This is a genomic window from Micromonospora sp. C51, from assembly GCF_018070435.1.
GTDB lineage: Bacteria > Actinomycetota > Actinomycetes > Mycobacteriales > Micromonosporaceae > Micromonospora > Micromonospora sediminimaris.
Map to the genome: position 1 here is coordinate 1 of NZ_JAGPXQ010000041.1, position 12,838 is coordinate 12,838.

Annotated in this window: 9 protein-coding genes; 3 read left to right on the forward strand and 6 right to left on the reverse strand. The window is 71.2% G+C overall.

Translation table 11 applies throughout. The annotated features are described in order from the left end of the window. Positions 1-136: 136 nt before the first annotated feature. Complete coding sequence (locus KBX50_RS27105; protein WP_210940505.1) at positions 137-628, forward strand: hypothetical protein; 492 nt, start codon at positions 137-139, stop codon at positions 626-628. A gap of 33 nt (positions 629-661) precedes the next feature. Here the strand turns inward: KBX50_RS27105 and KBX50_RS27110 are convergent, their stop codons facing one another. From KBX50_RS27110 to KBX50_RS27125, 4 genes are all read right to left on the reverse strand, one after another. Then, positions 662-1,576 (reverse strand): replication-relaxation family protein, encoded by a 915-nt coding sequence (locus KBX50_RS27110; RefSeq protein ID WP_210940506.1) that lies wholly within the window; start codon positions 1,574-1,576, stop codon positions 662-664. Positions 1,577-1,788: 212 nt separating this feature from the next. Then, on the reverse strand, positions 1,789-4,275 hold the full coding sequence (locus KBX50_RS27115) for a type IV secretion system DNA-binding domain-containing protein (protein ID WP_210940507.1): 2,487 nt from the start codon (positions 4,273-4,275) through the stop codon (positions 1,789-1,791). Between the two features lie 95 nt (positions 4,276-4,370). After that, positions 4,371-6,152 (reverse strand): SCO6880 family protein, encoded by a 1,782-nt coding sequence (locus KBX50_RS27120; protein ID WP_210940580.1) that lies wholly within the window; start codon positions 6,150-6,152, stop codon positions 4,371-4,373. Positions 6,153-6,157: 5 nt separating this feature from the next. After that, positions 6,158-7,117, reverse strand: coding sequence for a PrgI family protein (locus KBX50_RS27125; protein WP_210940508.1), 960 nt, complete (start codon positions 7,115-7,117; stop codon positions 6,158-6,160). A 166-nt stretch (positions 7,118-7,283) separates the two neighbouring features. Here KBX50_RS27125 and KBX50_RS27130 point away from each other — a divergent pair, with 166 nt between their 5' ends. Next, entirely contained in the window at positions 7,284-8,441 is a 1,158-nt protein-coding gene (locus KBX50_RS27130; RefSeq protein WP_210940509.1) for a hypothetical protein, read from the forward strand. A 38-nt stretch (positions 8,442-8,479) separates the two neighbouring features. Here the strand turns inward: KBX50_RS27130 and KBX50_RS27135 are convergent, their stop codons facing one another. Then, entirely contained in the window at positions 8,480-9,394 is a 915-nt protein-coding gene (locus KBX50_RS27135; protein ID WP_210940583.1) for a conjugal transfer protein TrbL family protein, read from the reverse strand. Positions 9,395-9,409: 15 nt separating this feature from the next. Then, complete coding sequence (locus KBX50_RS27140) at positions 9,410-9,790, reverse strand: pilin (protein WP_247674523.1); 381 nt, start codon at positions 9,788-9,790, stop codon at positions 9,410-9,412. 593 nt (positions 9,791-10,383) lie between these two features. On the opposite strand from KBX50_RS27140, the gene KBX50_RS27145 reads away from it, so the two are divergent. Beyond that, the gene (locus KBX50_RS27145) at positions 10,384-12,834 is read left to right on the forward strand and encodes a PKD domain-containing protein (RefSeq protein WP_210940510.1); all 2,451 of its coding nucleotides are present in this window, start codon (positions 10,384-10,386) and stop codon (positions 12,832-12,834) included. Positions 12,835-12,838 lie beyond the last annotated feature (4 nt).

Sequence of the window (12,838 nt, forward strand, 5' to 3'; positions counted from 1 at the left end):
GATCACTCAGCCGCCGCACGCGTACGGGATCTGCCACCGCCACAGCCTGACCGCCGCGACGCCGCCCGGCCGACAAGCCGAACGGCGTGTCATCCAACACCGCGAACGTTCGTGGTCACGGCACTAGGTTCCGGCCATGGCGGGGTTCTGGGACGTGATCGACGCCGTCGGGTCGTTCGGCAGCATGGTTTTGGCGGGAGCGGCTGGCTTCGTCGCCTACCGGCTGTACAGCGTCGAGTCCGAACGCGACCTCAGGGCCGAGGAGCTGCAACGGCAGCAGGCGGCGGACCGGCTGCGACAGCAGGCCGCAGGCGTCGGTTTCTGGCACGACGCCGCGCGGGACACCTATTGCGTCTTCAACGCGTCATCGCTGCCGATCTACCAGGTGGTCGTCTGGAGATCGTCGGTGGGGAGGAACCAGGCGGCCAAGGTGCATCCCGCGCTGCGCCCCGACGAACTACTCGAAGTGCCTGACGGCAGGAAACGGCCCGCGGCGACAGGCGTGCAGACGGTCACTCTCGTGAGGCGCGGCGACGACACCAGCGTCGTGCGTTTCGCCGACAACGCGAACACGTGGTGGGAGCGAGACCTGCAGGGTTCGCTCAGTCAGGTCGAGCCGCCGCTGTAGTGACTGCCGCAGGTTCACCACTGCTGGGACACGTCACTGTCGGCGGGTAGCCGCAGTGTCCTGGACGGCCCCCGCATCGCGGTGAACGAACCGGTTCGGGTTCGTGGCCGCGTGCGGGCCGTGGTCGCTGGGAAGTTCGTGCAGGTGCCGAAGGTGGTCGGGGTCGCTGGTGAGGGTCCAGACGCGTCCGGCGGGGTCGGTGCCGTGCACGGCGGTGGCGATCGGCATCGGCGTGGGGGTGCCGGTGAGCGCGTCGAGGAGGTGGCGTTCGCGGGCCCGGCTGGGCAGCCGGAACAGGACGGGGTAGCGGGGGCCGAATTCGGTGACTCGTTGGTAGGCGCGCAGTTTGGCCAGGACTCGTCCGAGGGGTTCGGTGCCGTTGTCGTGTTCGAGGAAGAACCCGACGGTGGTGTCGTCGACGGTCCAGATGCCGTGGCCGTCGGGTTGGATCCCGGCGGCGCCGTAGGCATTGGTGGTGTGCTGTTCGGACCACCAACGGTGCAGGCGCGTGTGGGGGTGGGTGCGGGTGTGGGCGATCAGGTCGGTGAAGAAGTCGTTGACGCCGAGGAGGTGGCGCAGTTTGCGGCTGCCGATGATGCGGTCGGCCCGGCCGCGGCTGCTGCGGGGCGCCTTCGCGGCGGGGTTGTCGGGGTCGTGGTAGGCGTCGCGGTGCAGGCGCAGCCCGAGGGGTCCGAGCGCGTACAGGTATTGGGTGGAGTCGGCGGCGCTGGTGTCGACGAACCGGTCGACGGCGGTGATGCGGTGCAGCAGGGTCAGCCGCAGTCGGGCGCTGCGGTCGGACGGGAACAGGGCTTTGGTGATCTGGTGGGTGGACAGCAGGTAGTGCTCGGCGAGCCAGGACAGCAGCAGCCGGTCCCGGGGGGTGAGCCGGCGGGTGTGCCGGTAGGGGTCGGACGAGGCGGCGCGAGGCGGAAGACGACCGGACACGGGCAGGTGCTCCTAGGGAGAGTGAGCCCTCCTTCCGGAGGGTGTCTGAGCGGCATTCGATGGCACCGGCCAGCCGGCAGGCCGCGGTGCGGCACGAACAGCGTCGTCACTGGCTCTGTCAGCCGGTGTCGTCGGTGAGGGGTGGAAGGGGCGGTGGATCCCGTAGGGGATCCCGGCACGGAAGCCGGCACCTGTTGCGGTGACAGGACTGGTCAGGGCGAGTTCCTGGCGGGCCTGCGACGCCGCTCGTCGGGTCGCTGGCTGTGCCGTTTGACCAGGGCGTCGATCGCGGACGGGTCCTGGGCGGGCATCGCGGTGGCGACCTGTTGGCGGATCGCGGTGGCCTCGCCGATGACCGGCAGCGGCGGGCGGGTCCGCAGGGTGAACGCGGGCGTCTGCCGGCCGTCCACGACCAGCCGACCGACGGCGGTGTACGCGTCGAGGTGGGCCAGGTCGTGCTCGTCCAGCTCGGGCAGCGTGTGCCGGGCCAGCACGCGGGCGTCTTCCGGCGCCACACTGAAGTAGATCTTGTTGCGGGCGTTCGCGGACACCGCGGCGAGCAGTTCACGGGGGAACTGGGCGAGGTCCTGGTGGGCGAGGGTCATCGCGAGGCGGTACTTGCGGGCCTCGGCCAGCATCGTGTCCAGACTCGCGGCCAAGGTCAAGAAGTTCTGCGCCTCGTCGAGGTAGATCGCGCAGTCCCTACGCCGCTCGGCGGGGATGCTGGCGCGGGCGGTGGCGGCCTGCCAGACCCGGGCCAGGATCAGCGAGCCGAGCAGGCGGCTGGTGTCCTCACCCAGCTCGCCTTTGGGGATGCGGACCAGCAGCACCCCACCGTCGAGGATTGCCGACATGTCGAAGCTGGACCGGGGGAAGCGCATCGTGGTGCGGACGAAATCCCTGAGCAGGAAGGCGCGGAGCCGGGCCAGGACGGGGCCGATGATCTGGGAGCGCAGCGCGGGGGACAGCTCGTCGTACCACTGCCAGAAGCCGTGCAGCCCGTCCGGGTCGTCCAGGTCGACGGTCATCGCCGACCGGAACTGGGCGCTGGTGAGCAGGGGCGGGATGTGTTGGAGGGTGACGTTGGCGTGCCGCAGCAGGGTCAGGCACGACACCCGCATCACGTCGTCCATCCGGGGCCCCCAGGCTTTGGAGAAGATCGACCCGAAGATGGACACGAGGTTGTCGACGACCAGGTCATGGTCGTCGCCTTCGAGGGGGTTCATCGCCGGCGGGTTGGGTTGGGCGGGATCGAACAGCACCACCCGGTCGGCCACGGTGGCGGGAATCCGGTCGAGGACGTCGAGGACGAGATCGCCGTGCGGGTCCAGCACGATCGTGCCGCGGCCGGCCCGGATGTCGTCGACGATCAGGTTGACCAGCAGGGTGGTCTTCCCCGAGCCGGTCTGACCGACCAAATGGGTGTGGTAGCGGGCGTCCGGCACCGACAGGGCGACGGCATGCCCGCCGACCTCGGCGTCACCGAGCACCTTGCGGCCCCGCCCACCCCCGGGCACGGCGACCGGGGCCGGCATCGACTTGGCGCGGGCCCGGTCCAGTCCGGGCACGGCGAGGTCACGCGGCAGCCCCGCCATCGCGGCGAGCTCCGGCGTCGAGGTGAGAAACCCAGGACCGAGGCGCCGCGCGGCGATCACGTGGACGGGGCGGCGCATCCGGGTACGGTGCGCGAGTCGGTTACGGCCGGCGTAAACGGCGAACGTCGACGCGACCCCGTCGGCGATCCCTCGCAGCCGGTGATACGGCCGCGTGCCGTCCCGCAACCCGCGGGCGGCGACCGCGTAGCGGATGCCGGTCTCCCACAGCTGGTGGGACGTCTTGTCCAGGACCGCCCGCACATCCCGCTCCACCGTCGGATCGCGGCGACTGACCGGCGCCACGCTGGCGTGGGAGCGGGTGGGGCCGGGCAGGAAGAGGCCGATCAGCTCGGTCAGCGGCGCGGCGAGATTCACCGACGGCACGCCGCTGGTGCCCTGCCGCAGCCGGCCGGCGGCCCGGCGTGCCCGCCCGGCGCGGCGGGCCGCGGCGGGACGGGCGAGGATCTGCACACAGGCGTGCTCACCGGCGTGCAGTTGGGCGCCGGCGGCCATCAGGGCGCGCAGCGGGTCGGCGTCGTGGTCGACGGCCAGCGGTAGCCACTCCGCGGCCACGGGCAGCAGATGCCCACCCACCGCCGCGGCCGTGTCGGCGGGGATCGGGTCCGGGGCGGGTGCGGTGGTGGTGGCCGCGGCGGGCCACGCCGCGCGGACGGCGGCTTCGACCGCCCCGTTCGGGACCGTGCCGGGCACCCACACCGAGATCACCAGCCGCCGGCCGGTCCAGGCGTACTGCCAGACGATGTGCGGGATGCCGTAGAGCAGCCGCCGACGGCGGGACGGGGTGAGGATGCCGGCCAGGTTCGCCCACAGGGCGGCAGCGCCGTGCTGGTCGACCTCAGGTGGGGCGGCGATTGTCACCAGGCGGGCACCGGCGGCGTGGTAGCGGTGCCGCCAGCGCGCGACAAGGTTCCGCCCGGCGACCCAGGCGCAGAGCAGGAGGCCGGCGACGCCGAGCAGCCAGGGTTTTTCGAGAGCCCAGTGCGCGGCCTGCAGCACCCAGCCGGTGACCAGTGGAGCAGGGATCGTCGAATCGGGATCCGGATCGACAGTGGAGGATGACAGGGAAAGCCAATGGGTTGCCATGAGGGTGTCCTTCGGCGGGGAGGCGAACGGCAAACGAACGGCGCCGCACCCGTGCTGGGGTGCGGCGCCGTGCGCCTGCCGTGTCGGTGAGCGGGTTAGACGCGGTCGGTGTCGACCAGGTCGAGGGGGTGGGTGGTGGCCAGCGCATGCTCGGTGTCGCTGGAGATCGCCTCGAACGCGGTGCGGTTGGTGCCGCTGATCAGCAGCCCGTGACCCCGGTCGGCGGTGAGGAGCAGGCGTCGTTCACCGGCGGTCAGGCCGAAGGCGTCACCGACGGCGTCGATGGCCTGCGGGGCCTGGCGCAGCAGGATCTGAGTGGCGGCGTTGGCGACGACGGCGTTGCCGAGGTCGGTGCCGAGCACGTCGGCGGCGTCCTGGGTGACCACGGTCAGCCCGGTATGGCGTTTACGGCCGGCTTTGGACAGGCGGAACAGGAACTTCGCGCCTTCGCCGTCGCGCATGAGCAGCCACGCCTCGTCGACCACGACGATCCGCCGCGGTGGGGGTGTGTCGGCGGGTGGGGCGTCGACCTGCCGCCAGATCGCGTCGAGGGCGAGCAGGGTACCGACGCCGCGCAGCTCGTCGGGCAGCTGCCGCAGCGACCAGACGACCAGGTGGCCGTCGGGTCGGGTGGTACTGGGCCCGTCGAACAGGTCCTTGAACGAGCCGTCGATCCAGGGTGAGAGCCGGGCGGCGAGCTGCCGGGCGGCGGGGTCGGTGTCCGCGGTCAGGGTGGTGGCCAGGTCACGCAGCAGGGGGGCGGGCCGGTGGTGGGTGCGCGGGTCGGCGGTGATCCCGGCCTGCCGGTAGACGGCGAGGATGGCCCGGTCCAGCGCGGCCCGCTCGGCCGGCGGCGGCTGGCCGCCGACGAGGACGCAGATGAGGGTGTGCAGGAACAGTCCGCGGCGGGTGAGCACGTCGGGGCGGATGTCGCCAGCGGGCAGGTCGAGAGGGTTGATCCGCACCCCAGGGGCACCGAGCCGCACGATCGTGCCGCCGACGGTGTCCGCCAGGCGCAGGTACTCGTCCTCCGGGTCGATGATCGACACGTGGACACCGGAGTACAGGTGCCGCAGCGTTTCCAGCTTGACGAAGTAGCTTTTCCCGGCGCCGGATCGGGCCAGCACCACGGCGTTGTAGTTGTCCTGGGCGAAGCGGTCCCACCAGACGACCCCGGTGCCGGTCGGGTTGATGCCGTAGAGGACCCCGCCGGTGGGCGCCGGGTCACCGGGCAGCGGTGCCGGCAGGTCGGGGGAGGCCAGGGGGAACGCGGCGGCGAGCGCCTCGGTATCCATGGTGCGGGGCATCCGCAGCCCGTCGCAGGCCAGCGGCAGGGTGGTGGTCCAGCCGGCGAGCTGCCGCCAGGTGGCCGGCTGCACCTCCAGCAGGGTGGACGCGGCGGCAGCCTTGACCCGGGCACACGCCTGAACCAGTTCCTCCTCAGTACGGGCGTGCACGGTGACGTACACGCCGACGCGGAACAGCTTCGCCGCGCCGCGGGCGAGCCGGTCGGCCAGGTCGGTGGCATCGGCCGCGGCGGCCTCGGTGTAGGGGTCGGCGAGGGCGCCCCGGTCGGCGTCGAGGCGCCGCGAGGACTCCAGCCGGGCGCGTTGCTTGCGTAGTCGGGCGGCGGCGACCGGCGCGGGCAGCGGGTCGATGTGCAGGGCGACGTCGACCCGTCCGGGGTAGGACAGCAGCGGTTCCAGCCAGGCGGGTCCGACCTCGGCCGGGTAGCCGGTGACCACGAGGGTGGCGGTGTAGCCGTCCCCGACGCGCAGCCACCGCGGTGTCACCTCGACCGAGGCAGGCCCGACCACACCAGCCAGACCGGCCGAGCCATCACCGACCACAGTCGTGTGGGGACGGAGTCGTCGAATGCCGATCACGGGGTGCTCCTTCCAGCGGGTGTGTGGTGGGCGGTGACGGTGATGACCGTGTCCGGGGCAGCCAGACCACCCGGGCGCGGCGGCCGGTAGGGGTCGGCGGCAGCGGCGAGCGCCGCGGTGGCCGCCGACCCGTCGAGGACGCGGGCGGCCACCCCGAGCCCGGACAACGCGCGGACGGTGTCGTCACCACGGCGCCGCGCACCCTGGTCGCCGCCGCCGGTGCGGGTGACCACCAGGACCTGGCGGCGCAGCGGATCCCGCCGCTGCGCCAGGTCGGCGAGGAAGCCGGCGTGGTCGGCGCACGCGGCCTCCAGCGCGGGGTGCGGCTGCGTTCGGGCGGCGTCGGCCACCGCCCGGGCGTGGGAGGCCAGGTCGACCGGCTGCGCGGACACGAGAACCTGCGTCGGCGCGGACAGGCTGTTGAGCCACCGACCGAACCCGTCGATGAGAGCGGCCTGCTCGTCGGCGGTGCGCAGCGTCAGGTTGACGGTCCCGGCGGCGACGATCGCCGCCCGGTCACCGCCCACGGTGATCTCACCGCCGTCGTCGATCGCGGTCGCGGGCAGCCGCAGCGGCGCCGGCAGCGGCATTCGTCCCGTCGGCGGCTGCACCCACTCCGGCACTACGGCCGCGGCTTCCCCTGCCGGCGCGAGGCCGTTCGGGCTGCGGGAGTGCCGGGCCGCGTGGATCAGCCACACGTCCATCGGCAGTCCGTCACGGCGGCCGAGGACCAGGCCGACCACGACACCGCCGACGACCACGCCAGCGACGACGATGACCTCAAGCGGCAGCACGGCCCGCAGGCCGCTACCGGCGCTGTAGAACAGCAGCCCAGCGACCGTGAGGATGGCCAACTGCCGCCAGGTCAGCCCGTAGGCGACCTTGTCCGGCGCGTCGACGTCGGCGGGGACACGCGCCCGGTAGGGCTCCTCCGTGGCGCTACTCTTCGTACTCATTGATGATCACTCGCCTTCTATGTGTGGTGGGTGGCCGCGCGGTGGTGCTGGTGGCGGCACTACAGCCCGGACCTGCGTGTGTGGGGTTGAAGGAGGGCACCGGGCTCCCGTTGCCCGAGCAGTGGGTGCTCGCCGGTGGGCGACGATCGTGGAAGGACCCGAGGCGATGACTGGTTGGTCTGCGGTGGCCGGCACCCACGCGTTCGTGGTGCCGGGCGAAGAGCAGGCGCGGGCGCTGGCAGAGGACCTGGCCGCGTACGGCTTCGCCCTGGTCACGGCCAGACCTGCCCGCCATACGGCAGGCTGGGTCGTGACGGCCTTCGACGAGGGCCCCTACCCGCCGGACGCCGCCGGACACCGCACCATCGACGCGGTCGGGAGGCAGGCAGCCGCGGTGGCACGACGGCACGCCGGCTATCCCGACGGCGGCAGCCGCTGCGACCCGTCCCTGCTCGAGCGCATCCGGCCGACGGGCACCCCGATCGAGCACACCAACCCCGGTGCCCGGCCGCCCGTGCCCGACATTGTCATCGGTGCCGCGCCGCCGCCCGCGAGCTTGGCACTGACCCCCGACCAGGTGCGGGACGTGCCGATCGACCTGTCCGGGTTGGACGAGATCGCCTGGGCGGATCTGACGCACGCCCACGGGGCCGCCGGCGATGTTCCCGACCTGGTGCGGGCACTGGCCGACCCGTACGGCGACTGGGAGTCCACCCTCGACGAACTGTTCGGCGACGACCTGCTGCACCAGGGCACCTGCTACACGGCGACTGCGCCGGCGCTGCCGTTCCTGACCCGCATGATCGTCTCCGGGGCGTTGCCGGCCAAGCAGCGGCTCGACCTGCACGTGTGGCTACTCATCGCGGCCGGCCGCCGCGCGGAGGATCTCCTCGGCGACGCCGACTACGCCGCCATCAAGGGCCGGCCACCCGCGGTCGACGACCAGGTCCAGCAGGTGCACCACACCGTGGGTGCGCAGCTTCCCGCGCTGCTGGCCCGGTGGGACAGCGAACCCGCCGCCATCCGCTACGCATTGGTCTGCCTGGTAGCGCTGTACCCCCACCACGCCCACCCCATCGGCGAGGCCATCGTGGACATGGTCGACCAGTTCGACGGGACGCGGCCAGGCGCCTACCTAAACCTGGCGCACGCCCTCGTACGGGGTCAGGACGATCAGGCCCTGGCCATCGCGACCGACATCGTCGGATGGGAACCCGACCACGACCCCGCCTGGCTGGACGCGCCGAACGTTCCCACTGCGGTCAAGGCGAGCCACATCCTGACCGAGGGAGCCCTTCGCGCCCTCAGCACCAGCACCCCATAGGTCACGACCCGCGCGACAGCGACCACTGCTGTCGTCGGTCATCTCCTGAGTGTTCTGATGGCGGACAGGCCGGGAATGCTGCGGGCGAGCTGCTGCACGACCACGACCCGCACGACAGTGCCGAGGAACGCCGTCGGGCCGCGGCCGCCCTGGCTGGCCCACCGGCCGACCAGCGCGGGAATCTTCACCGTCGTCCACAGCAGGACGATCACGATGAACAGGTTCAGCACACCCCCGGGCTCGACCGACAGTCCCAGGACGGGCAGCAGATGAGCCTCGTCGAGCAGCATCCACTGACCGGCGGTGAGAGTGAACGCCTGAGCGGTCGGGATCGCCAGGCAACCGCCGTAGGCGCGCCACCACATCCGGGCGATGCCCTCCAAGGCGGGCACGGCATGGCAGGCCAACGCCAACGGAGCGATCGCGGTCATCACCAGCAGGGCGATGAACCGGCCGATCAGCTGGAACGCCGTCATCACGATCAGCACCGTGATGACCAACACGAGGATGAGGAACAGCAGCGACGCGGTCGCGTCACGCCCGGCGTCGACGTGCCGGCGCACCGCGGCGAACGCGCTGTCCCCGTCGTAGGTGCCCTCACTGACAGCCCCGGTCAGGGCGTTTGCGACAGTGATCAGCTGCCCGCAGAGCAGCTGGGAGACATGCGCGGTGACGAACCCGACGACCAGCCGCGGCGCGAGATCCTTCACGGTGTAGCGGGACTGCTCGTTGCCGCCGGACACCATGACCATGACGCCGGCGGCGACGAACACCAGCACGAACACGGTGTCGACGATCCAGATCGACCGGCCGGTCAGGGCCTGCACCTGCGGCAGCGCCGTGACCTGCGGGGTCGTGAGCAGCACATCGGTGATCAGACCGAACACCGCGTTGAGGCAGGCCAGGACCGCCTCGATCAGCCACTCGACGACCTGGTCGAGGATCGGGCCCATCATCCAGCTCACGGCTCACCCCCCGACGACGCCCTGCATCAGCTGCAGCAGGACCGGAGCGAGGACCGCCAGGCCGTAGCCGACCAGGGCGTTGCGCAGCGCGCTCTTGGCCTTGTCGACCTGGCCGGGATCCCCGCCCGCGGTGGCCCAGTAGACCCCCGCGAGCACCAGGAACAGGGTGGCTATCCCGGCCAGCAACCCCATGATCAGATTGCGGAGGTTGGTGATGACGACCGGCAGGCTGTTCGCCGCCAGATGGGTGAGGTCGCCCGCGTCGGCGTGCGCGGCGCCCGGAGCGGCGAGGACTAGGACGGCGACGCCCACTGCCGTGGCGGCGCGGGCTATACGGCTGATCACCGGGCGACGCGCGCCCGGTCGGGTAGGGATGAGAAGCATGGTGGTCACCTCCCACCCCGCCGCCGGCAACCGGAAGAGGCACCGGGGCGGGGTGATTGCCTGAACGGACAGAGGGGTGCCGTCGAGCGCGAGGTCGGCATGTCAGGCCATCCCGGGAGGAGCCCGTCCTCCCTTGTGGGCGCTGGCGTGATCGATGAGGTGTCAGCGCATGCGACGGCGCGGCACCCGGGGAAGCGTGACAGGCGTCGCCCGCTGCTCGACGGCGAACGGATCCCTGCGACGGCGCTCGCCGTTCTCGTCGGGTCCGATACCTACCAACCGGTGTGTGTCAGACGTGGCGCACACGTGCCGAACTGGCAGCTCTCTGACACCGCGTTCGGAACGAACGTCAGTGGCGGTGTCGGCCGACGACAACGCATCGGTCGTTATCTCTACAGAAGGCTGGGCCGAGGCTGTTCGGTTACATACCGTCGGCATCGGTGCCCGCCAGGGCACCGCCGTCGCCTTCTCGCCAGCCCCTTGAGGTGAGGCGGAGCCTTCGCGCGGCGGCTACACGGGGAAACGGGGATCGCAATGGGAAAGGTTGGTAGGCGCCGTGCTGCCGTGATGCTGGCGGTCGGCGCGGTGCTGGCGTGGCCTGCGTTGACGCGCCAGCGGTGGCAGGCCCGTCGACAGCACAGGTCGATGCGGCCGTGCCGTCGGACACCGAGGGTGGGCAGCGTGTGCTGGGCATCGTGCCCGCTGACGCGCCGCTGCCGGAGCCCGGCAAGGCTGCTGCGCCGCGCCGGTCCGCCGCCGGCGATGAGCCACTGACGGTGCAGCAGGCACAGCAGATGGCACGGGACAACGCCCGGCCGGCACCGCCGGGCGCGGCGGGTTTCGACGTCGCGGCCGCGGCGGGTCCGCAGATTCTGCGCGAGCGGTTCAGCCCACCGCATCAGCCCGACGAGGACCTGGTGCGGGAGTGCCAGACAACATCGGCGGCGACCGGCGAACGGGGACACATGCGCAACCGGCTGATGTGGTGCGCCCGCTACATCGCCTACGACTACGTCTTCGACAGCCAGAACAAGCAGACCGGATTCGTGTACATGCCGGTCATCGCCGTCGGGTACGGCCGCGACGACAGCCAGCGGAACATCACGATGTTCCTGCGGGCGGAGTCCGTGACGTTCGGCGGCAGCTACACCCCCGCGTCGATGTTCGGCCTTGAACTGGAGTGCTACCGCGACACGCCCGGCTGCGACATCAGCGGCGGCACCTATCTGATGCCGCTGTCGCTGTGGCAGGAACGGGCCGCCGACAACCGGTGGGTCACCTGGCACCTCACCTCCGACGAGTCGGTGTCGACGCTGCAGGACCAGGTTCTGTATCACGCGTTCAACTTCGAAGTCCGTGCTCAGGACGGACACACCTCCGACAACGACAACGTGTACTGGGTCCGCTGCGACTCGGCCACGTACTTTCCGAGTACCCGGGTAGGGGCATGCATCTTCCACGACGTAATTCCGCACCTGCAGTACCGGCTGTACGAAGCCGACGGTAGTCAGACGCCGGTGCACGCCGTGGCCGTGCACATCCGCGACGCGTTCGCCAACCCGAACGCCACCTATCCACTCAAGCCCGACGGTGACAAGGTCATCCCTGGCCGGTATGGCGGACCACTGGACCAGTACCTCGAGCGGGTACCCGCCCGAGGTACGACACACGCGAGCAACGGACGGGAGAAGACCCGAGCGTGCGACCGTCGCCCCCCGTACGACAGCACTGGTCTGCCGAACCCGCCCGGCGAGGGTGAACAGTGCGACGAGTTCCCCTTCGCCAGCACCCAGCAGGGCGCGGCCAACCCGAACTGGGACTTCTCCGTGCGCGCGGTGCCCACCGGCGACAACAGCCGAGCCGGATCGGCCCTGCGGGACTTCTACCGCGACGATCGGATCCTGTACTCGGAGAACAAGCCGCCGGGGGAGTGGGTCGACCTGTTCTTTGTCGAGATCATCGAGTCCACCGACGGCACCGGCGGCGGAATCGGCGAGATCGACCAGGCGCCCGTGGTCGACGCCGGTCCCAATGTCACCGGTGACGAAGGCTCGGCGATCACGCTGCACGGCTCGGCCCGTGACCGGGAGTCCACCCCGTCGGTGAGGTGGACCTACACCGCCGGCGACAACGTCGATGCCGGCGCGACCTGCCAGTTCACCGACGCCCATGACCCGCAGACCGCGATCAGGTGCACCGACGACGGCACGTTCACGGTCACCCTGACCGCCGACGACGGATTCAACCCGCCGGTGTCCGACACCGCCGTGGTGACCGTGCACAACGTCGCCCCGCAGGTCACCGTGACCGGCCCCGATCCGTGGCAGTTGTTCAAGGCCCGCACCCCGGTGGACGTCACCGCCACCTTCACCGACCCGGGCAGCAACGACACCCACACCTGCGCGGTGAACTGGGACGACGGCACCACCGGCACCGCCGCGGCCAGCGCCGACAGCTGCACACTGCGACGCAGCTTCGCCCACGCCGGCATGTACACCCTCGACGTGACCGTCACCGACGACGACGGCGGCAGCGACGCCGCCACCGTCATGATCGTGGTCTACGACCCGGACGGCGGCTGGACGAACGTCGACGCCGCCACCGAGACACCAGCCGGCGCGTTGGACGGCACCCCCACGACCGCGTGGACGTGGGCGCACCTGACCGCCCGCTACTACACCCAGACCGGCCCGCCCACCGGCGAGGCCAAACTGTGGATCCCCGAGGTGATCCGCATGGAGCCCACCTCCCGGCTGGAATGGCTGGTGGTCACCCCTGACGGCAAGGTCGCCGCCAAGGGCACCAGCACCACCAGCACCGGAGACAACGTCGGATTCGTCGTGTACGGCTACCGGGGTTGCCCCGCCGCTGGTCCGGACTGTCAACCCGGCCCCGACCGGATGCGAGCGGTCCTCTGGCCCACCACCAGCGGAACAGTCCCCGGTAACACGATCACCTACGACAACCGGCGCGGCGCCGACTACGACGTTGACCGTTTCCAACCCCTACCCGTGACCGCCGGAGCGGTGCAGATTCACCACTGACCTC